The sequence below is a fragment of the Pseudofrankia sp. DC12 genome (assembly GCF_000966285.1).
In the GTDB taxonomy this organism is placed as follows: domain Bacteria; phylum Actinomycetota; class Actinomycetes; order Frankiales; family Frankiaceae; genus Pseudofrankia.
In genome coordinates, this window is sequence record NZ_KQ031391.1 from 3,796,524 (window position 1) to 3,816,167 (window position 19,644).

Annotated in this window: 20 protein-coding genes; 10 read left to right on the top strand and 10 right to left on the bottom strand. The window is 73.2% G+C overall.

From position 1 onward, the window contains the following. Positions 1 to 213 precede the first annotated feature (213 nt). The 4 genes from FRADC12_RS15095 to FRADC12_RS15110 all read left to right on the top strand — a co-directional run bounded on the left by FRADC12_RS15095 (position 214) and on the right by FRADC12_RS15110 (position 4,414). The gene (locus FRADC12_RS15095; RefSeq protein WP_052710927.1) at positions 214 to 1,143 is read left to right on the top strand and encodes an AAA family ATPase; all 930 of its coding nucleotides are present in this window, start codon (positions 214 to 216) and stop codon (positions 1,141 to 1,143) included. Positions 1,144 to 1,539: 396 nt separating this feature from the next. Continuing rightward, positions 1,540 to 3,384: a hypothetical protein gene (locus tag FRADC12_RS15100; protein WP_045875092.1), complete on the top strand. Its 1,845-nt coding sequence runs from the start codon at positions 1,540 to 1,542 to the stop codon at positions 3,382 to 3,384. 110 nt (positions 3,385 to 3,494) lie between these two features. Then, positions 3,495 to 3,707, top strand: coding sequence for a hypothetical protein (locus FRADC12_RS15105; protein WP_045877129.1), 213 nt, complete (start codon positions 3,495 to 3,497; stop codon positions 3,705 to 3,707). Between the two features lie 182 nt (positions 3,708 to 3,889). After that, a complete protein-coding gene (locus FRADC12_RS15110) occupies positions 3,890 to 4,414 on the top strand; it encodes a GNAT family N-acetyltransferase (RefSeq protein ID WP_045877130.1) in 525 nt (174 codons plus the stop codon). 40 nt (positions 4,415 to 4,454) lie between these two features. Here the strand turns inward: FRADC12_RS15110 and FRADC12_RS15115 are convergent, their stop codons facing one another. The 4 genes from FRADC12_RS15115 to FRADC12_RS15130 all read right to left on the bottom strand — a co-directional run bounded on the left by FRADC12_RS15115 (position 4,455) and on the right by FRADC12_RS15130 (position 8,364). After that, positions 4,455 to 5,249 carry a cytochrome b/b6 domain-containing protein gene (locus FRADC12_RS15115; RefSeq protein ID WP_045877131.1) on the bottom strand — a complete coding sequence of 265 codons (795 nt, stop codon included), beginning with the start codon at positions 5,247 to 5,249 and terminating at the stop codon, positions 4,455 to 4,457. A 3-nt stretch (positions 5,250 to 5,252) separates the two neighbouring features. Further along, complete coding sequence (locus FRADC12_RS15120; RefSeq protein ID WP_198153131.1) at positions 5,253 to 5,954, bottom strand: molybdopterin-dependent oxidoreductase; 702 nt, start codon at positions 5,952 to 5,954, stop codon at positions 5,253 to 5,255. A gap of 344 nt (positions 5,955 to 6,298) precedes the next feature. After that, entirely contained in the window at positions 6,299 to 6,943 is a 645-nt protein-coding gene (locus FRADC12_RS15125) for a response regulator (RefSeq protein WP_045877132.1), read from the bottom strand. Further along, entirely contained in the window at positions 6,940 to 8,364 is a 1,425-nt protein-coding gene (locus FRADC12_RS15130; RefSeq protein WP_232303813.1) for a sensor histidine kinase, read from the bottom strand. Before FRADC12_RS15130 ends, FRADC12_RS15125 begins: the two co-directional genes overlap by 4 nt. A 242-nt stretch (positions 8,365 to 8,606) precedes the next feature. On the opposite strand from FRADC12_RS15130, the gene FRADC12_RS15135 reads away from it, so the two are divergent. Together FRADC12_RS15135 and FRADC12_RS15140 are read left to right on the top strand one after the other, a co-directional pair. Continuing rightward, complete coding sequence (locus FRADC12_RS15135; protein ID WP_045877133.1) at positions 8,607 to 9,278, top strand: dTMP kinase; 672 nt, start codon at positions 8,607 to 8,609, stop codon at positions 9,276 to 9,278. A 121-nt stretch (positions 9,279 to 9,399) separates the two neighbouring features. Continuing rightward, entirely contained in the window at positions 9,400 to 10,839 is a 1,440-nt protein-coding gene (locus FRADC12_RS15140; protein ID WP_045877134.1) for a glutamine synthetase family protein, read from the top strand. Between the two features lie 104 nt (positions 10,840 to 10,943). Here the strand turns inward: FRADC12_RS15140 and FRADC12_RS15145 are convergent, their stop codons facing one another. Together FRADC12_RS15145 and FRADC12_RS15150 are read right to left on the bottom strand one after the other, a co-directional pair. Beyond that, the gene (locus tag FRADC12_RS15145) at positions 10,944 to 11,363 is read right to left on the bottom strand and encodes a hypothetical protein (RefSeq protein WP_157488873.1); all 420 of its coding nucleotides are present in this window, start codon (positions 11,361 to 11,363) and stop codon (positions 10,944 to 10,946) included. Between the two features lie 167 nt (positions 11,364 to 11,530). Next, positions 11,531 to 12,454: an acyl-ACP desaturase gene (locus FRADC12_RS15150; RefSeq protein ID WP_045877136.1), complete on the bottom strand. Its 924-nt coding sequence runs from the start codon at positions 12,452 to 12,454 to the stop codon at positions 11,531 to 11,533. Positions 12,455 to 12,922: 468 nt separating this feature from the next. Here FRADC12_RS15150 and FRADC12_RS34040 point away from each other — a divergent pair, with 468 nt between their 5' ends. After that, positions 12,923 to 14,734 (top strand): amidohydrolase family protein, encoded by a 1,812-nt coding sequence (locus FRADC12_RS34040; RefSeq protein WP_283215128.1) that lies wholly within the window; start codon positions 12,923 to 12,925, stop codon positions 14,732 to 14,734. A gap of 35 nt (positions 14,735 to 14,769) precedes the next feature. Here FRADC12_RS34040 and FRADC12_RS15160 read toward each other — a convergent pair whose 3' ends face one another. The 3 genes from FRADC12_RS15160 to FRADC12_RS29875 form a co-directional block, all read right to left on the bottom strand. After that, positions 14,770 to 15,498, bottom strand: coding sequence for a TetR/AcrR family transcriptional regulator (locus FRADC12_RS15160; protein ID WP_232303814.1), 729 nt, complete (start codon positions 15,496 to 15,498; stop codon positions 14,770 to 14,772). A 127-nt stretch (positions 15,499 to 15,625) separates the two neighbouring features. Then, on the bottom strand, positions 15,626 to 16,306 hold the full coding sequence (locus FRADC12_RS28435; RefSeq protein ID WP_052710928.1) for a hypothetical protein: 681 nt from the start codon (positions 16,304 to 16,306) through the stop codon (positions 15,626 to 15,628). 416 nt (positions 16,307 to 16,722) lie between these two features. Next, complete coding sequence (locus tag FRADC12_RS29875; protein ID WP_052710929.1) at positions 16,723 to 17,049, bottom strand: ATP-binding cassette domain-containing protein; 327 nt, start codon at positions 17,047 to 17,049, stop codon at positions 16,723 to 16,725. A gap of 199 nt (positions 17,050 to 17,248) precedes the next feature. Here FRADC12_RS29875 and FRADC12_RS15175 point away from each other — a divergent pair, with 199 nt between their 5' ends. Beyond that, on the top strand, positions 17,249 to 17,581 hold the full coding sequence (locus FRADC12_RS15175; protein ID WP_045877138.1) for a hypothetical protein: 333 nt from the start codon (positions 17,249 to 17,251) through the stop codon (positions 17,579 to 17,581). Positions 17,582 to 17,672: 91 nt separating this feature from the next. Then, positions 17,673 to 18,245 carry a hypothetical protein gene (locus tag FRADC12_RS15180; RefSeq protein WP_045877139.1) on the top strand — a complete coding sequence of 191 codons (573 nt, stop codon included), beginning with the start codon at positions 17,673 to 17,675 and terminating at the stop codon, positions 18,243 to 18,245. Between the two features lie 10 nt (positions 18,246 to 18,255). Here FRADC12_RS15180 and FRADC12_RS34925 read toward each other — a convergent pair whose 3' ends face one another. Continuing rightward, a complete protein-coding gene (locus tag FRADC12_RS34925) occupies positions 18,256 to 19,167 on the bottom strand; it encodes a DinB family protein (RefSeq protein ID WP_502685255.1) in 912 nt (303 codons plus the stop codon). A 131-nt stretch (positions 19,168 to 19,298) separates the two neighbouring features. On the opposite strand from FRADC12_RS34925, the gene FRADC12_RS15190 reads away from it, so the two are divergent. Beyond that, complete coding sequence (locus tag FRADC12_RS15190) at positions 19,299 to 19,589, top strand: response regulator (protein WP_502685309.1); 291 nt, start codon at positions 19,299 to 19,301, stop codon at positions 19,587 to 19,589. The last annotated feature ends 55 nt before the right edge of the window (positions 19,590 to 19,644 follow it).

The window sequence follows — 19,644 nt, forward strand, 5'->3', positions numbered from 1 at the left end:
TCACCGCCTGCGTCCCAGTCGATCCGGGCTCGGGACAGCGGCTGCTGCTGTGGCCGGTGCCCGCGATCACCACGCACGGGCGCGGCGGCGGGGAGGTTGCCTGGCTACGGAGATCGGGCGCCAGAGCACGCTCTCGCCGCCGTTCGAGCGTGCTGGCTGCGATCGGCCCCGCTGCGATGATCAAGCGCTCGGGTGCCGGGATAGAGTCGCGCCGTGACCGCCGCGCGGCTCCGCGAGATCCGGCTGACAAGCTTCAAGTCGTTCCGTGGCGTCACCCTGCCTCTCGGGCCAGTCACCGTGCTGACCGGCCGTAACAGCGGTGGCAAGTCCAATGCTCTTGATGCGCTCGAGGTCCTGTCCCGGCTGGCGGGTGGCGAGTTTCTGTCAGATGCCCTCGATGCGAGAGGTCGCGTGGGTGGAGCCGTTCGAGGCGGCTCGGCGGGCTGCCGGCCGCACGGCGAGCGGTCATTCCAGCTCGGCTGCACCATCGAACTCGACAGGGGACTCGTCAAGTTCGACGTCCGCGTGCAGGTGGAACCGGAACTACGTGTCGTCCACGAGCGGCTGACCGGCCCCAGCCCAACAGCGCTCTCGCCCGGAGCCGAACCGGTTCTGCTGCTCCGCATCGGTGATTCATCGGAAGGACCCGAGTCCGCCTACAGCATCGAACCCGAGATTCGACCCGTGCTCGGGTTCCGCCGCACAGCCTTGCTCACCCCGCAGCTGCCGGCCGTCATGAGACCGGGGACGCCGGCGGAGCGAGCCATCGTCGACGCCGCTCTCGCGGTTACCTCCGCGCTCCGTGGAATATTTCACCTCGATCCGGTACCGCATCTGATGCGAAACTTCGTGCCGAGCAGCGATATGGAACTCCGGCGGACTGGTGAGAATCTTTCGGCTGCCCTGTGGAGGCTCCGGACCGAGGACCGAGGATCGACCGGAAAGCTGAACGAAGACGTCATCGTCTGTTACCGAGACGGCCAGGCCAACAGTCGCCTCACCCGGATCACCGAGCTGCCGGGCTACCTGGGAGCCATGGCCGGTGGACGAATTGGAGACATCGTCACTCGTGGTGCGCTGGTTGCCCCTGACGAGGCCGAAGCGGACTACAGCGAATTCAACCGCATCCTGGGGATCGAATGATGCGCCCGCCGGTGTGGTTCGTTGACACATCGATTTTCGCCAACCTGTTGGATGTCCCGGGTCGTGCTCAACAGCGGGACCGAGTGCGCCGAGAGCAGCGGGAGTGGGCCGCCGCGCGGTGCGGACTGGTGTTACCGGTCGCGACCGTAATCGAAACGGGCAACCACATCGCCCAGCTGGCGAACGGGCAATGCCGTTGTAAGGCGCTTGATCGCGAGGTGTGAGGTACCCGGCCGCGCCTGAGCTAACGGTGACGTTGGGTGACGGTCGGGGGTGGGGTGGGAGGTCGCCGGAGCGGAGGATTTGGGTGCTGGGAGTGCCCGGATTGCGGGGTTTGAGCGGATCTCCGGGTGAGGTGAAGGGTGTCGAAGCCAGTTCCCTGACCCGGAGTCCGCCGTGTCCTGTTTCTATCCTGTCGTCCCGTCGGTCGCGCTGCCCGGGGTGGCCTTCGGCCGGGTCGGTGCCGGGCTGCTGGCGGTGCGTGCCGAGGACCTGGCCGCGGGGCCGGTTCGCACGGCCGGGCGCCGCGGCGGCGGCCGGGCGCCGGCCCGCGACCGCCGCGGCCTGCTCACGCTGGCTGAGGGCGCGCTCCCGGCCCGCCACGGCGACCAGGTGATCGTCTACCGGCCGGTGCTGGCCGGGACGCTCAGGGCCTACGACAACGGGGATCTGGCCCTGTCGGGCCGGGCGGCGGACCACGTGTCGCTGGGAGCGGCGGAGGCCGAGCTCGACCGGCGGCTCGGCCCCGGCGCGCTCGACCGGCTGATCGCCGAGGCGTTCACCCAGTTCCAGGCGACGACACCGCCCGGCAGCGACGACGCCGCACCTGATGACGCCGTGCGCGGGCAGGAGACGGCGTTGGCGTTGACCCGGGGGGTCGTCGTGCGGGCGCTGGTCCTGGGGTCGTGGATGGCGGGCACCGGGTGGGACGACGTGCTGGCGGCGTTGTTCGCGCCGGTCGCGGACGTCCCGTTCACCCGCTGCTCCGCCACGCCCGGCGGGCCGGCGTTCTCCCGGGCGCGGCGCGGCGTGCCGGGGGTGGTGGTCGCCGCGGTGTGCGAGGCGGTCCTGGTGGTGCTGCGCGCGGAGCTCCTCGACCCGCACGACCCACAGGCGCTGGCCGCGGGAGCGTTCCGGGTCGCCGGCTTCGACGGGACCCTCCTGCGGCTGCCCGACACGGCGGCGAACCGGGAGCGCTTCGGGGCGGGCACCGACCCGGCGCCGTTCCCGCACGTCCGCCTTCTGATCGACGTCGACGCTGGGACGAAGACCCCGCTCGGCTACGCCCACGGCCCGTCCTCGGGCGCGAAGGACGCCGGTGAGCAGACGCTGCTCGAGCAGGTCGCGACCGCCACCCCGGCGATCTGTCACCCTGGGCTCCTGCACGTCGGGGACCGTAACTTCCCCGGCGCCGAGCGGCTGAGGCGGCTGACCGGCGCCGGGATGAACCTCGCGGTGCGGCTGCGCGCCGGGATCACCGTCGACGTCGACACGTGGCTGCCCGACGGCTCGGCGCTCGTCGACCTCGGCACCGACGACGTGCTGCACGGCTGGCGCGACGTCGAGTGGGACGTGTTCGCCGACGGCGTCCACACCGGTGAGACGTTCGCCGTGGCCACGAACATCACCGACCCCGCCGCGCTGCCCGCGCTCGCTCTCACCGCCGGCTACCGGGCCCGATGGGGCGCGACCGAGACCCCGATCCGCGAGACCAAGGCCACCCTGAACGACTCCGGACCCGGAGCCGGGCCGATGCTGCGCGCCACCGACCCGTTCGAGGTCGACCAGGAGATCCCCGCTCTCCTGCTCGGGGCGGCTCTCCTGCGCGCGGTGCAGCGCAGCGCCGCCGCGCAGGCCACCCCCGCCCAGCGCGGCGCCCGCGCCGGGCAGCCGGTCCTGGCCCGGGAACTGTCCACCAAGGCCACGGTGCTCGCGCTCACCCGCCACCTCGGCGCGGCGACCCCCGGCCTGCCCGACGAGGTCGTCGCACACCGGCTCGCCGCCATCCACAGCGCACTCAGCCGGCGGCGCAACACCCCCGACCGCAACCGCACCCGCGAACGCCGGGCGAAGAGCGTCTCGGAGTTCCCCCACGCCGGACCCGGCCTCACCACCCGCAAGGTCGTCTACGAGACCCGGATCTGCGGACCGATCACCGACACCCTCACCACGGCGGCCCCAACACTCACGCTTCCCGATGTCACCGAACGTGACCACACTCAGCCAGCCATGGCAGCCTGACCCACGCGATCAAGAGAGTTTCACTGGCATTGGGCGAACGGGTCCAGCCGGAGCGAGGTCGCCAGTCGTTTCAGCGAGATCCTTCTCCTGGTCTCGGCAGGCAAGGCGCCATGGCGGCTGCACGGTGCGAGCTGGACGGCGCTTTCCTCGAGCGGCTGGTCCGGGGTGGCTCAACAGGTGTCTCGCTAGTCGACCACGCGATGCACGAGCTGGGATGTGGCGACCTGTCGATCCTCATGGAGCGCGAGGTCTACCGGGACCAGACCGGGATCTCCGACGTCCGGATCTGGACGCTCGACGCGGGTTTGGCCGCACACAGCTGAACCTCCGGGGCGACGGCACCCGCACCCGACAGACTGTGACCCACCGGCCACCAGTTGCCCTATGTGGTTATATGGTTGCGCAATGAGATCGATCGGCCTTGACGGATGAGATTGGTGGATTGCGGGGGTACCCATGCCGGATTTTCCCACAGGGGGGTTGACGGACGGGCAGGATCAGGTGGGTGCACACACGGCTGGCATCTGACGATGACTGGCCCGGAATCTGGCCGATCTGGCACGCGCAGGTCGCGGCCGGTGAGCTGTACACCTGGCACCCCGAAACCCAGGAGTCGGACGCTCGGGAGCTGTGGATGCTGCCGAAGCCGGCCGTCGTGCTGGTGATGGAGGACGACGAGGGCGACGGGCGGATCATCGCGACCGCGCAGATAACACCGGCGCTCGTCGGGCTCGGCGACCACGTGGCGCAGCTGGTCTTCATGGCGCACCCGGACCGGGCCGCCGAAGGGGCCGACCGGGCGATGGCCGAGGCCGCGATCGAGCACGCGACCGAGCTCGGCTACCGGGCGATGCAGTCCACCGCGGTGGTCGCCGGCAACACCCGGATGGTCGCGATCTGGCGCGTACTCGCCTTCCGAGTGATTGGCACGCTGCCGTCAGCCTTCCGCCACCCCTGGAACGGCGACGTCGACCTCTACGTCATGCACCGTTTTCTCCCCTACAGGACCTACCGTCCCCGCCGGGACTAGATGGTGTGGCGGACTCGCCTGAAGATCCACGGGAGGCGGCTCAGGGCAGCGCCGGAAAGTCCTCGTCGGGCTCGGCCAAAGGCGCGCTGCCGGCCTCATCGAGGTTTTCGGGGGCGAGAGCGGCCCAGTGTGGGTGTTCGGTCCTGGCCCACCAGCGGGGGACGTAGCCGGTGCGCATGCCGGCGCGGGCGACGGAGTCGCGGGAGGCCATCCAGAGGTGGCCGCAGACGGCGACGAAGATGCCGAGGGCGAGAAGGTCGTGCACGAACGACGCGCCGGTGCGGTAGCGGTCCTGGATGTGCAGGTCCTGGCCGAGGTACATCACCAGGCCGGTTCCGAGGAATACCAGAATCGACCCGGCGACGACCGCCGCGTAGAGCTTCTGGCCCGCGTTGAACTTTCCTCCGACGGTGAGCAGGCCCTGGCCGGCGCCGTGCCGAGAGGCTGGCGGCAGGGAGCCCGATCCGGCCCGGGTCGGCGTCAGTGGCGCTTGGCGCGCCGTGCCCCAGGGCAGCAGCCGGGCCCGTAGCCACACGCCGTCGGGGGCGGTGAAGCGGTTGAGCTCGGTGGTGTCGCGGCGGAAGCTCCGGGTGAGCCAGCCGAGCAGCGCCGGAACCGGCAGCGCCAGGCCGCAGTACAGGTGGATCGACATGATCAGCGGCCGGCGGCCGAACAGGAGTGCCAACGACGGCAGATAGAGGATCGCGGCCGTCGCCAGGCAGACGCCGAAGAGCAACGCGGTCGTCCGGTGCACCCATCGGGTCGCGGACCCGAAGCGGCGAATGTCGTCGCCGCGAGTCGCCGTCGAGTTGCGCAGGTACTCGCCCACGGACATCGGCTAGACCGGCTTGTCGCTGCGGCCGTTGGACTGGCCGATCCAGGCCTCGACGTCGTAGCCGCGGCGCTCCCACCAGCCGGGAGTGACCTGGTCGACGAGCTCGATCTCCCCCAGCCATTTGATCGACTTGTAGCCGTACATCGGCGCCACGTACAGCCGCACCGGCCCGCCATGCTCATAGCTGACCGGGCCGTTCAGCATGCGCAGGGCCACCAGCACGTCCGGCCGGCGGGCCTCCTCCAGGGTGAGGCTCTCGTCGTAGAACCCGTCGAACGAGCGGAACGTCACCGCTCGGGCCGTCGAGCGCACGCCGACCCGGTCGAGCAGGTCAGCGAGTTTCACCCCGGACCAGTGCACGCCGCCGACCCGCCAGCCGGTCACGCACTGGAAGTCGCGGGTCAGCTCGGTCTGTGTCATCGCCTCCAGGTCCGCGAGCGTCAGCGTCGCCGGCTCGTTCACCAGGCCGTGGACCTTGAGCTGGTAGCTGGCCGCCGAGAGGTGCGGCACCGAGGAGGTCACCGTGTAGATCTGGAACCCGTCGCCGGGGATCAGGTTCGTCAGGCCGGTCGTGTCCCGGGCCCGCAGCGGTGCGACTGCTGTGTCCAGCGCCCGCTGGGCGATGGAGCCGAAGGCGACCCCGACCGCGCCGAACGCGGCCACCCCGAGCACCACCCGGCGCCCCACCGGCGACCCGTCGACCATGTTCTCAGTGAACACCCGCCTCCCGGACCCGCGACCCGGCTCGGCCGGGATTTCTCTGTTTCTTAAGAACTGCCGGCCTGACCAGCGCGGCTCGGCGATTTCCGGGGGCCCGGGCGGCCGTGGGCGGCGGCGCGCCCGAATCGGGCGGCGGCGCCGCGCTCGACTCAGGCTGTGACGTCGCGCCGGGCGAGGCTGGTGGCGGCGATCACGGCCAGCAGGAAAGCTACCGCTTGATCTTTATCTCCTCGGTAGATGCGCGGCGTGTCGAACCCGTTTCTGCTCGCCCGATGAATCGGGCAGCTACTCCGGGTGTCCACCGAAGCGGTTACGTTCCAACCCGCGGCTTAGACGAGGCCAGCCTGGTTGGCGAGGACGGCTAGCTGGGCGCGGTCACGGGCGCCGAGCTTGACCATGACGCGGCTGACGTGCGTTCGGGCGGTCGCCGGGCTGATGACGAGGCGGGCGGCGATCTCGTCGTTGGACAGGCCGTGGCCTACGAGGCCCATCACCTCGCGCTCGCGGTCGGTGAGGCCGTCGAGGTCCGGCGCGCCCGGCCCGACCGGGCGGCGGGCGAACGCCTCGATCACCCGGCGGGTGACGGCCGGCGACAGCAGCGACTCGCCCGCCGCGACGACCCGGATCGCGCGCAACAGGTCGGCCGGCTCGCTGTCCTTCAAGACGAACCCGGAGGCGCCCCCGCGCAGCGCCTCGAACACGTACTCGTCGAGCTCGAACGTGGTGACCATGACCACCCGGGTGCCGCTCAGTGCCGGGTCGGCGGTGATCTCCCGCAGTGCCGCGAGGCCGTCGAGCACCGGCATCCGGATGTCGAGCAGGGCGACGTCGGGCCGGGCCCGGCGGACCAGCTCGACGGCGGTCCGGCCGTCCTCCGCCTCGCCGACGAGCTCCAGGTCGTGCTCGGTCTCGACCAGCACGCGCAGCCCCAGCCGGATCAGCGGCTGGTCGTCGGCCACCACAACTCTGATCAACGAGACCCTCCGCTGGCAGCGCCCCTGCCGTTGCCGGTCTGACCAACGGTGCCCACCCTGCCACCGCCGGCGCGTGGCAGGGGAAGCAGGGCGCGGACCTGCCAGCCGCCGGCGCCGCACGGCCCGGCGGTCAGCTCGCCACCCAGCTCCGCGGCCCGCTCGCGCAGCCCGGTCAGCCCGTGGCCGTAAGCGGCCGGAACGACGGGCACCGGGTCGTCCAGCGGCCGTTCCGGGACGTTGGTGATCTCGATCGTGACCCTGGCGGCCTCGGCGCACAGCCGGACCGCGACCCGGTCACCGCGGGCGTGCCGCAGCACGTTGGTCAGCGACTCCTGCACGATCCTGTACGCGGCGAGGTCGACGTCGGCTGGGAGCCGGTCGAGCGGCCCGCTGATGTCGGCCTCGACGAGCACGCCGCACAGCCGCACCTCCGCCAACAGCCCGGGCAGCCGGCCGAGCCCCGTCAGCGGTGCCCGTTCGGCCGGCCGCGCTCCTGGACCGGCGACCGGCGACCGGAGGCCGAGACCAGCCCCGTCGGTCCGCTGGCCGACCACGCCAGCCGAGGTGGTCGGAGCAGCCGATGAGGGAGTGCTGGCGGGACTGGCGTTGGATGGCAGGGCCACGGCGGGCCGCGGTGCGCCGGCAAGCGGTGCGCCGGACTTTGTCGCGCCGGCTGGTGATGCGCCGATGTTCGACTCGCTGACCGCTGGCGGGCCGGCCGCCGACTGGCCGGCGCGGGTCAGGGCGAGGGTCGCGCGCAGCTCGTCGAGCGCCTCGATCGAGGTCCGGCGGATCGCCTCCAGCGAGAGCTGCGCCTGCTCGGGGCGCCGGTCCAGGACGTGCAGCGCGACGCCGGCCTGCAGCGAGATGATCGAAAGGCTGTGCCCGACGACGTCGTGAACCTCGCGGGCCATCCGCAGCCGCTCGGCGTCGATCAGGCGCGCCTGAGCCTCGTCCTGCGCGGTTGCTCGCCAGCTCCGGTGCTCCCGGATCAGCGACCCCACCACGACGGGAGCGGCACCGACCAGCAGCGCCTCGGCGAGCCCGGCGAACAGTCCCCAGCCGCCGCCCGCGTGCCCGCGGTCGAAGCTCGCCACGTGCCCGGCCCCGATCAGGGAGGTCGCGCCGATCGCCGCCCAGGCTGCCTCGCGACGCCCGCTGGTCCGCCCGACCGTGAGGCCGACGATCGCCATCACGATGAAGTACGGCCCCCCGGGGTACCCCACGCCGACGAAGATCCCGACCAGGGCGGCCTCGACGACCAGCGCCGGGCGCGGTGCCCAGCGGCGGACCAGCAGGACGGCCGCGATCCCGATGAGAAGCCCGTACCCCACGGCGTCGACTGCCTTGTGCGGCGCGGACTGCGTCCCTCCCCACTTGGCCGCGCTGACCAGGAAAACGGTCGCGAACGCCGCGGCCATCAGAAGGTCGATCAGCAGACACCGAAGGTTCCGTCGAAACCACGGCCCGTCCACCAGCCGACGGTAGCGCCGCCCGGTCCCGGTGGCATCCCCTTCCAGGCGTATCCCCGCGTACGCCGCCGACCGTACCCGCGCCACCGGCGATCCCGAAAGGTCGTGCGGCGGTGCCTGCCGCGGGTGCCGGCCCGGGCGGCCGGTAGCGTGGGCGACCGGTCTGAAGCGGACGAGGGGGCCTGCGCGCGGTGATCGTCGCGATCGAGGGGATCGACGGGGCGGGCAAGAACACGCTGACCCAGGCGCTGGTGGCGGCCCTCGCCGCGACCGGGCGGCCGGTGCGCCGGCTGGCCTTCCCCCGCTACACCGTTGAGCCGCTTGGGCCGGCGGTGCGCGCGATGCTCGCCGGTGACCAGGCACTCGCACCGGTCGCCGCGTCGGTCCGCGCGAGCGCGCTGCTGTTCGCCCTGGACCGGGCGAACGCCGGCGCCGAGCTGGCGGCCGCCGCGGCCGGCGATGCGGTCGTGCTGGTCGACCGCTACGTGGCCTCGAACGCGGCCTATGGCGCGGCCCGGCTGCCCGCCGAGGAAAGGCCCGGTTTCCGCGACTGGGTGGCGTCGATCGAGCTGACCGACCTGGCGCTGCCCCGGCCCGGCCTGCAGATCCTGCTGCGGGTGCCGGTCGACGTGGCCCGTGCGCAGGCCCGCGCCCGCGCGGCGCTAGACGCGAGCCGTGCCCCCGACCAGTACGAGGCCGACGACGCGTTGCAGGCCAGGGTCGCCGCCGAGTACGACGAGCTGGCCCGTTCCTGCTGGGTCACGCCCTGGCTCACGGTCGACCGCGCCGCCGCGGCCGGTGACGCGACGAAGGCAGCGTCCGTCGACGCCGCCGTCGAGAAGGTCCTACGCAGCCTGTACTGACTCATCCCGGCTCACCGGACACCGCGTGCCGGCCGGCGCGGAGGGTGGTCAAGGCCGCACACTGGCGGACATCGGTCAGTGCCGAGGGCCGGCCCGCACAGGTGCCGACCGGGAGAGACGTATGAGCGTGGACGGGAAGAAGGCGGCTTCGGCCGCGGCGGACCTGCGGGCGCGGGGTGTGGACGCGGTCGCGCTGACCTTTGTCGACAACAGCGGGATCACCCGGGTGAAGGGCGTACCGGTCGGCCGGCTGGAGCGGGCGGCAACCGTGGGCGTCGGGGCGTCGCCGTCGTTCGACGCGTTCCTGCTGACCGACGAGCTCGCCACCGGCCGTTACGCCGGTGGCCCGGTCGGCGACCTCCGGCTGCGCCCAGACCTCGACCGGGTCGTCCCGCTGGCCGCGCAGCCCGGCTGGGCGTGGGCGCCGGTCGACCGGTTCGACCAGCTCGGGCGGCCCCACCCGCAGGACGCCCGCGCGATCCTGCGCCGCGAGGCCGAGGCGTTCGCTGACCGTGGCCTGCCCGCGCTGGCCGGGATCGAGGTCGAATGGACGATCTACCTGGCCGGCGCGGCCCGGACCGGCGGCGTTCCGGAACCGGTGGCGACGGGGCCGGCGTACGGCATGGAGCGGGTGATCGAGCAGTCGGGCTACCTGCGTGACCTGGTCCGGGCGCTGACCGAGCAGGGGGTGGCCGTCGAGCAGATCCATCCGGAGTACGCGCCCGGCCAGTTCGAGGTGTCGACCGCCCCCGAGGACCCGCTGGCGGCGGCCGACACCAGCGTGCTGGTCCGCCAGACGGTCCGCGCCGTCGGCGCCCGGCATGGGCTGCGCACCTCGTTCTCGCCGGCGGTCGTCGCTGCCGGCGTCGGCAACGGCGGTCACGCGCACGTCAGCCTGCGCCGCGCCGAGCGGGCGGATCGGCGTCCCGCCGGCGCGGCGCTCGCCGACGGCACGGGCCCGGCCGGGCTGAGCGAGCTGGGGGAGCATCTCGTCGCCGGCATCCTGGCCCACCTGCCGGGGCTGCTCGCCGTCGGCGCGCCCAGCGTCGCGTCCTACCTGCGGCTGAAGCCATCCCGCTGGGCCGGCGCGTTCGCCTGCTGGGGTGTGGAGAACCGGGAGGCGGCGCTGCGGCTGGTGACCGGGCTGGCGGCCGGCGAGCAAACGCCGGGCGCCGGGCTGAAGCCCAGCGCCGAGCAGTGGTCCCAGGCGTCACCCCACCTTGAGATCAAGTGCTTCGACCTGACGGCGAACCCGTACCTGGCGCTCGCGGGCGTGCTGGCCTGCGGCCGGTCGGGGATCGAGGAAGGCGCGCGGCTGCCCGAGCCGGTCGACGTCGACCCGGCGACGCTGCCGGCGGCCGAGCGGGACCGGCGTGGCATCAAGGCGCTGCCCGGCCGGCTCGCGGACTCGGTCGCCGCGTTCGAGGCCGACCCCGTCCTGCGGTCCGTCTTCGGCGCCGAGCTGCACGACACGATCGCCACCGTCCGGCGGGCCGAGATCGAGGTCTTCGCCGCTGCTTCCGCCGACGAGATCGTCGAGCGGTCCCTCTGGCGGCACTGAGCGGTCTGGCGGGTAACTCGAACCGGCGGAGCCGAGCCTCGGCCGTCCCGGCCGGGCTCCCGGCGGCGGCCGTCATACACAAGGGCGGCGGGTGCGTCGGCGGGCTAGCCGAACGTCGGAAGGTTCACCTTGGGAAGGTGGATGCCGTCGTCGCCGCCCGCGGAGCTGTCGGTGGAGGGCGTCGGGGTGGGGCTGAGCCTCGGTGCCGTTCCGGCGGTCGGGTGGGGCGTGGATCGGGCCGACGTGGCGGGGGCACGGGTCGTCGTCGCCGTGCCACTGGACGCGGCGTCGACCGCGGACGGGAGGCCGGCCGCGGTCAGCCCTTCGGTGCCGCTCGTCGCGACCGCCGACGTGGGGAGCTCCGCCGTGGCCGCCGGCTGCCCGACCTGGGCGTCCGCCGGCTTCGAGCCGCCCGAGTGCAGCCCGCCGAACATCAGCCCGACCGCGAGGGCCACCACGCCGAACCCGGCCACGATGACCGGGAACGTCGTGACATGCCACGACCGGCGACGATGGACGCCCACGGGGGAACACTATGGGGCATACCGCCCGGCGCGTGCGCAACGGGTTCCCGATTTGTCCGCTTGGCCGGCGGCCGTGGCGGATGCCCGATCTGAAGCCGCACCGGCGGACGCCGTCGTGCCGGCGGGCCCGGCGGCACGCCTGACCACGACGTCTGGCCGGAAGGGCCTCAGGCCTGGGCAGCCGCGCCGCGGGCCTCGCGAGCCGCCCTCTTCTCGGCCTGACGGGTGGCGAACGCGTCGACGGTCTCCAGGAACGAGGCCACCTCGTCCCTCGCCTGCGACGCGGCGGCGTCCAGGCCTTCAAGCTGGAAGAACCTCAGCTGCCGCAGGACCGGGGTCAGTACCTCGTCGTGGTGGATGCGCAGGTCGTAGATGCCGGCCTCGGCGATGCGCCGGGCCTTCTCGGCGAAGTCGAGGATCCCGGTCCCGGGCATCTCGAAACCGAGGACCTCGTCGCGGATCACCTGGACGGCCCCGTTCGGGTCGAACTCCAGCGCGGCGGCGGTCAGGTTCCGGTAGAAGATCATGTGCAGGTTCTCGTCCGCGGCGATGCGCGCCATCAGCTTCTCGGCCAGCGGGTCCTCGGCGTACCGGCCCGTGTTGCGGTGCGCGATCCGGGTGGCCAGCTCCTGGAACGTGACATACGCGAGGATGTGCAGCGGGGTCTTGCCACCGCTGTGGTAGCCGACCTGCATCTGGTGCATCCGGCCGCGCTCCAGGGTAACCGGGTCGACACCCCGGGTGACCAGCAGGAAGTCGCGCATCGCGATCGCGTGCCGGCCCTCCTCGGCCGTCCACCGGCCCACCCAGGTGCCCCAGGCGCTGTCGAGGCCGAAGCCGCCGGCGATCTCCCGGTGGTAGCTCGGCAGGTTGTCCTCGGTGAGCAGGTTGACCTCGAACGCCAGCTGCGCGACGTCCGACAGCGTGGACTGCCCCGGCTCCCACGGCTGGGAGTCGAAGTCGCGGCCCTGGCTCCAGGGGACGTACTCGTGCGGCATCCACTCGGCGGCGAGGCCCAGGTGCCGGTCGAGGTTCGCCGCGGCGACGGGCTCGAGCTCGCGCAGCAGGTCGGAATCCGAGTACGAGGTCATGGATTGACCTTCGCAGCTGAACCTGGGCCGGACCATGTCCCGGCGGAGTGGACTTTCCGTGGGCGAACTGTTCCGGGGGAACAGTCGTAGCCGGGCTCGGTCGCGCCTACCGGTGCTTTGGGTGGATGTATCCGGGCTTGGCGTCGACGCCCGGTCCTGAAGCCGAGCCTGGGTACGGCCCTGATGACTCCACATCGGCCGCCCCGCCTGTGGATAACTTGTGGATAACCTGGGGTGGGCTGTGTATAGCCGGGCCGATGGACAGGTTGACTGCTAGTCATCGGGACTATCCGCCGGCTGTGCAGCGGTTTCAGGCCGCATCGGTGACATCGAGCCTGTGGATACCTGTGGATAACCGATTGCCCCGCGAAGGCCCCGGGCCAGACTTCGGGAGCCGTTTACCGCCCGTCCACCCGCAGCGCGCGGCCCCGGATGGCCGGTTGGGCCGGCACCGGCGGCGCCCGACGCATGCTGACGAGGGATCCGGGGGAAGCACTCCGGGTGCGGCTGCCCAGGATCGAGACGCTTCCGCTCGTCGACCACCACTGCCACGGGCTGGTGCGGCGCGAGCTAGACCGGGCCGACTTCGAGCGGGCCATGACGGAGGCGGACCATCCCGCGCCGGCGGGCACGTCCTTCTTCGACAGCCAGCTCGGGCTCGCGCTGCGGCGCTGGTGCGCGCCGGTGCTGGACCTGGCCCCGCACGCCGAGCCGGATGACTACCTGGGCCGCCGGGCCGAGCTGGGCCCGGACGAGGTGGCCACCCGGATGCTGCGCGCCGCGGGCATCGAGGAGCTCTGCGTCGACACCGGCTTCGCCCCCGAGCGGCTGACCGGCGCCGCTGACCTGGCCGGGGTCGCCCGTGCCCGCGCCCATGACGTCGTCCGGCTCGAGCCGCTGGCCGAGCAGGTGGCGCTCGACATCGTCACCGGCCAGGTGGGCGTCGCCCACTTCCCCGACCTCGTCCGTTCCCGGCTCGCCGCCCGCACCGGCCGCGAGGAGCCGCCCTCCGGCGCCGCCGAACGGCCGGCCGGCGCGGCCCGGAAGACCACCAGGACCGGCAGCCCGGCCGGCGTCGGCGTCGTCGGCGTCAAGTCGGTGGCCGCCTACCGAGTCGGGCTCGACCTGCCGTCGGAGCGGCCCACCGACCGCGCGGTGATCGCCTCGGTGCGCGGCTGGGTCAGCCAGCTGCGCGCGGGCGCGCCGATCCGGCTGGCCGACCCGGTGCTGCACAGCTTCCTGATCTGGGCCGGCGCGGACCTCGGCCTGCCGGTGCAGATCCACACTGGCTTCGGCGACACCGACCTGCACCTGGCCCGGGCCAACCCGCTGCTGCTGACCGACCTGCTGCGCGAGCTGGTCCCCACCGGCGCACCGGTGCTGCTGCTGCACTGCTACCCGTACCACCGGGAGGCGGGCTACCTGGCGCAGGTGTTCCCGCACGTCTACGTGGACGTCGGCCTGGCCACCCACAACCTCGGCCGGGGGAGCGCCACGGTGCTGGCCGAGACGCTGGAGCTGGCGCCGTTCGGCAAGATGTTGTTCTCCACCGACGCCTTCGCGCTCGCCGAGCTGTATCTGCTGGGGGCGAAGCTGTTCCGCCGGGGCCTCGGCTCCTTCCTCGCCGCGGGTGTCGAGGCCGACGACTGGACGGCGCGGGACGCGGACCGGGTCGCCACGATGATCGGGGCCGGTAACGCCCGTCGCGTCTACGGCCTCGCCGAGCCCGCGCCCGACGCCGAGCCGGCCCCGCCCGTCCCGCCCGCGGCCAGGCCGCGACCCGCCAGGCCGCGGCCCGCCGCCTCGAAGGCCACGACGTCGAAGGTGGCTACGGCCAAGGCGACCAGCGGCGCGAAGGCGGCCACGTCGAAGGCCGCGAAGCCGGCGAAGGCCGCGAATCCGGCGAAGGCCGCGAAGCCGGCGAAGGCCGCAGCGCAGTCGACGGCGCCGGCCGGGGAAGCCGCTGCGGCGGACGCCAAGCCTGCCGCAGCGGGGCGGGCCGCGGCCAGGAAGGCCGACGCGTCGGATACGACGGTCGAGAGCGGCCCGGGGCCCAAGGCCGGCGGGAAGGCGGAGAGCGAGCAGCCACCGGCCACCGGCCCGCGGCCGAAGGGCCCATCGTCGGTCGGCGGGGGCGCGGGCCGGTCCCGCAGGCGGGTGCCGGGCCCGATCTCGTTGATCAAGGAGCCGCGTGGCAAGGAGCACCACCGTTCACCCAAGCCGCCCAGGTCCAGGACGCACGGGACCGCTTCGCACCCCAAGACCGGCGACACCGGCTGAGCTCGCGGACGGCCGGCGCGCGCGTCCCCGATCAGCTACCCGTGCTGTGCGTCCCCCAGGGCCGGGACCGGCGGGGCAGCCTCCGCCGCGTCCGGGTCGCCGGTCGCGGCGATCGGTTCGTCGGGACCCACGCCGACGGGGGTCTTGCCCAGGCCGGTGACCACGGCTTCCAGAACGGCGCGCAACTCGTCGAGGTCCGGGCCGGGTATCCCGGCGGCCCGGCCGGTGAGCAGGCCGATGGGCGCCAGGTAGAGGAACCAGGCGACGGCGTCCGGGGCCAGGTCGGCGCGCAGCTCGCCGTCCTCGCGCGCCTGCGCGACGGCGCCGCGGAGCACCTCGAGCCGGTCGCGCAGCACCTCGCCGAGTGCCTTGCGCAGCGTGGGCTCGCGGCGGGCCGCGACCATCGCCTCGAGCAGCAGCGCCTGCTCACGCGACAGCCGCCGCCCGCCGGCCGCTGTGGTGGTCACGGTCGCGAGCAGGGCGGGCCCGACCTCGCCGTGGCCGACGTGCGCGACCGCCTCCACCGCGTGGTCGACCGCCCGGCCGGCCGCGTCGGCGAGCAGCGAGGCCATATCGGGGTAATGCGCGTAGATCGCGCCGGTCGTCACGCCGGCTCGTTGGGCGATGTCCCGGACTCGGACGCGGTCGTAGCCGCGCTCGGCGAACAGGTCGACGGCGGCGGCGAGGAGGCGGTCACGGGTTGCCTCCGGCTGGCGACGACGACCCCCGGGGTTCTGTCCACTCGCGGGGGTACGCAGGGCCATCCCACCAGTCTGCCTGTAGGCAGGCCGGTTTTGGCCAGGCCTGACGGTAGCTTGACAGTGTGGCCCGTCGGCTCGACCGCACCTAGGGTGCTCGCCGTGGATCTTTGGCAAGATCGGCGAGAAGCACCTAGCCGGCGGCGCCGGGCGGGCAGTCGAGGGCCAGATCGGCCCGGACCTGGGCCGGCGCGACCGAGCAGCCGACCTCGTAGCTGCCGAGCTGGACGAGCTGCCAGCCGGACGCGGTGCGGTGCAGCACGCCCTGGGCCTGGTCGATCGTGTCGGTCACCGGGATCAGCCGCGCCCACGCCCAGGTCGGGTCGCCGCGGGAGAGCTTCGCCCCGACGACCTGGTAGGCATTCGCCGGAACCTGGCCGGTCAGGTCGCTGTGCCGGATGGCGGCGGCGATCGCCGCGGCGTCGTTCGGCGACGCGGCGACCGCGCCGGTCGCGGCCGTGCCCGCCGGGGTGCCGCCGGTCATCCCGACGGCCGACGCGGTGACGCCGCCGTCCACGCCGGTGCTCGCCGACGGGTGGTTGGCGGGCGCTGTGCTCGCCACGCGCTGGGTGGGGACCGTCGAGCCGGACCCGTCACTCGCGAACGCGACTCCGCCGACCGTCACCACGCTGGCGACCGCGACGGATGCCGCGGGCAGCGCGATCCGCCGCGTGACGACCCGCCGGGACAGCGCCAGGCGCGCGGTGGTCGTCGCGGACGTGGGGGCGTGCCGGCCGTGTGCGCGCGCTGATGCCCCGGTGCCGGCGGGAACAGCTCGCGGGACGGACCGGGGGGCGACGCGGTGACGGGCCATGGTTTGCACATCCCCAAGTGTGCTCGGCTCATTCCAGCAATTTCTGCGAGAAGCGAGTCAGGCTCCGGACAGGTCACGGTGGGTATTTGCCGCATGTCGGCATACGTAGCGTCGTGCACGGCGATTGCGCCGAGCAATAGTCCAGCGGTGTCCCACCGTGGCGTTCGAACGACTGGTGCGACGGGTCCGGAGTTCCTGGCCCGGATGTGCCATTGCGCCGGTCGTGGCCGGGCGATCGCCCAGGCACCGCATGGACGGGGATGGCAGCACCACCGAGATCGCGCTGGTTAGCCGGCTTCTCCCGGTTGATGCGCCTGGTGCAATGCTGGGGGGGAGCCGAACGGGGGAGGGCATGGAACCGACGCAGGAGCGGGCCGCCGAGCCAGTCGTGGCCGTGGTGGGCGCGCACCGGACGTTCAACGCCGAGAGCGGCGTCGTGGGTGACCACGACGATGGTCTGGCCGCGGGCGTGCAGCCGGGTGAACAGGTCGAGCACCTCGGCCGCGCCCGGCCGAGTCGAGCGCCCCGGTCGGTTCGTCGGTGAGCAGCAGTGTCGGGCCGCCGGCGAGCGCCCTGGCGATCGCGAGCCGCTGACGCTGGCCGCAGGACAGCGTCGACGGCAGCGCCTCGGCCCGCCCCAGCAGGCCCAGCACGTCGAGCAGCTCGCGTGCGCGGCCGACCGCGTCGCGCCGGCCAAGTCCCGCGAGCCGGGCCGCCAGCACCACGTTGTCCGCCGCCGTCATGCTCTCCAACAGGTGGAACAACTAGGCTTGCCGCTGCCCGAAGGCCCGGTGACCGCGACGAACTCGCCCGGCCAGACCGTCAGCGACGCACCACGTAACGCTCGTATGGGCGCGGCCTCGTCGTCGCCGCCGGCGCGCAGCGCATCGTCACCATGCGCGACGGTCAGCTAGAGCAGCCGGCTACGGAAGAGGAACCCGCGTGAGCCTGCCGGACGGCGCGCCGCGCGTGCGGGAGGTAGGGCCGCGTCCGCGTGGCCTGCTCGTCGCCGCCGGCGCGTTGGCCGCCGCCGGGGTGGCGGCCGTCTGCGTGCTGCCCAGGGTGCTCGGCGCGGCCTACCCGCCCTGGTCGGTGCCGGTCGTGACGACCGCCGTGCTGCTGCTCGCGGGGGTCGTGGCGGGCCAGGTCGGCGTGCTGCGCCGGCAGGCCGAGCAGGCGCTCCTGCTCGCCGCCGACGTCGCCGCGTTCGCGCTGGTCGGGGTCGGTGCGCTGATGGCCGCGGTTCAGCGAGGCCGAGGACCGGCTGCTCGCTGAGCTCGGCACCCGGCTCGGCACCGTCCTGCACAACCGCCAGCTCGACGCGAACCTGCGGGAGGCGCTGGTCGACCTGCGCCGGGTCAACGACGTGCCGGACCTGCAGATCACGATGACCTCCAACCCGGACCTGGCCTTCCGGGCGGCGGCGGTCGTCCCGGGGGTGCGCGGTGTCTGGGTGACGAGGGCGCTGGTGGCGCGGGTGGAGAACCGGCCGGACGTCCGGTATGTCGGGGCCCTTGAGGGCCATCCGGTCGGCTCGGATCCGGGTGCCTACACGCCGGTGCTGGTCGCCGGCCGGTTCTATGACCCGGCCGGGCGGGAGAGGCCGTCCTCGACGAACGCGCCGCGAGCCGCTACGGCGTCCACGGCGGTGCTGCGCGTCCTCGGCGCGACCCCGCCGCGGATCGGGGCCATCGCGGTGACTGCCGCCGTCGCCGCGCTGGTCGCGGTGCTGATCGGCGTCCCGGTGGGCCTCGGCGTCGGCCGGCTGATCTGGTGGGAGATCGCGGCCGCGGTCGGGGTCGGTACCGGCGTGGCCCTGCCGACGAGGCTGCTGCTCGGTCTGCCCGTGGCGGCGGTCGCCCTGCCCTTGTTCGTCGCGGGCGTCCCCACGGCGCGCCGGCGCTGGCGGCTCCCCAACCCGCGCAACCGGGTCGGCTGACGCGCCGCGGCTACCCCATGGTCTTCGCGCCGTCGAGGCACTCGCGGATGACGTCGGCGTGGCCGGAGTGGTGCGCGGTCTCGGCGATCACGTGCAGGATCACCCTGCGGACCGACCAGCGCGCGCCGGGCGGGAACCACGGCGCCACCGGAAGCGGCTGGTCGACGTCGAGATCGGGCCGACTCGCCAGGAAGTCGTCGGTGCGCCGGGCCACCTGCTCGTAACGCGCCAAGGCGCCGGCGAGCGTCTCACCGGCACCGAGCCGGAAGTCGGCGTCCCGCTCGTCCGGGTCCTGTGACAGAGCGTCGGGCCCGCGCGCCACGAACTCCAGCCACTGCTCCTCGACCCTGGCGACATGCTTGATCAGACCACCCAGGCACAACGCACTCACCGTCGTGCGCCCGGCGGCCTGCTCGTCGGTCAGGTCACGCGTAGTGAACCGCAGGAAAAACCGAGCCTGACTGAGCGTAGCCAACAGATCACCACACTCACCCGCCACCGCCGGCCCCTCCGCCGCCCCGACCGCCGCCGCCGCATTGCCCGGCACATCCGGCTCGGTCCCGGCCACGACACCGGCATCGCTCATCGTCGTCATCTCCAAAGCCCTCCGTCTCCCAGAAACCAACGCCACCGACGCTAGAACCGATTCCGGCCAGATCCTGACCTCAATAGCAACCATCGCGCCGCAAACCGGCGAGACGCCGACGCGACGCGAGGCGCGACGGCGATGCGAAGCGACGGCGATGCGAAGCGAGGCGCGACGGCGGCGCGAAGCGAGGCGCGACGGCAATGTGAAGCGAGGCACGACGGCGATGTGAAGCGAGGCGCGACGGCGATGCGAAGCGACGGCGATGCGAAGCGAGCCGAGGTGCCCCGAAGCGCGACGCGACAGACAAGCCGAGGCGAAGCGAGCCGCAGCCAAGATCCTGACCCTGGATAGGCGCCCGCCTCCGCACTCCAACCCCACCCCCGAACCAGGTTGGGGAGGGCGCTAAGCGCCCGACCCGGCGGGGCCGCCGAAGGCGCGCAAGCGCCGGTCCCGGCGGCCCCGCCCTGGCCGGCGAGGCGGAATCGGGTGAGGCCGGCGTCGAGGCGGCCGAGACGCTGCGCCCCGATCTCGTGCTGATGGACGTGAACCTGCGCGGCATCGACGGCGTTGTCGCCGGCAGCCAGATCCGCGCCGCGGCACCGAGCACCGCCGTCGTTCTCTGTTCGACCTACGGCCAGACGGACCTGCCCGCGACCGTCGCCGAGAGCGGCATGGACTACCTGCACAAGGCAGACCTCGCGCCCGACGTCCTGCGCGACCTGTGGCGCCGGCGCGGCCCCGAGGCTCCGGTCTGACGGGTCGCGCCCCCGCGTCGGTTTAGGGAGCCGTTCAGGAAAACCACAGCCGGCT

Coding starts and splice junctions, on each gene's coding strand:
- FRADC12_RS15105 (WP_045877129.1), top strand. CDS start 3,495: ATGGCGGCTGCACGGTGCGAGCTGGACGGCGCTTTCCTCGAGCGGCTG.
- FRADC12_RS15115 (WP_045877131.1), bottom strand. CDS start 5,249: ATGTCCGTGGGCGAGTACCTGCGCAACTCGACGGCGACTCGCGGCGAC.
- FRADC12_RS15120 (WP_198153131.1), bottom strand. CDS start 5,954: ATGGTCGACGGGTCGCCGGTGGGGCGCCGGGTGGTGCTCGGGGTGGCC.
- FRADC12_RS15130 (WP_232303813.1), bottom strand. CDS start 8,364: ATGGCCGCGGCGTTCGCGACCGTTTTCCTGGTCAGCGCGGCCAAGTGG.
- FRADC12_RS15140 (WP_045877134.1), top strand. CDS start 9,400: ATGAGCGTGGACGGGAAGAAGGCGGCTTCGGCCGCGGCGGACCTGCGG.
- FRADC12_RS15150 (WP_045877136.1), bottom strand. CDS start 12,454: ATGACCTCGTACTCGGATTCCGACCTGCTGCGCGAGCTCGAGCCCGTC.
- FRADC12_RS34040 (WP_283215128.1), top strand. CDS start 12,923: ATGCTGACGAGGGATCCGGGGGAAGCACTCCGGGTGCGGCTGCCCAGG.
- FRADC12_RS15160 (WP_232303814.1), bottom strand. CDS start 15,498: ATGGCCCTGCGTACCCCCGCGAGTGGACAGAACCCCGGGGGTCGTCGT.
- FRADC12_RS28435 (WP_052710928.1), bottom strand. CDS start 16,306: ATGGCCCGTCACCGCGTCGCCCCCCGGTCCGTCCCGCGAGCTGTTCCC.
- FRADC12_RS29875 (WP_052710929.1), bottom strand. CDS start 17,049: ATGACGGCGGCGGACAACGTGGTGCTGGCGGCCCGGCTCGCGGGACTT.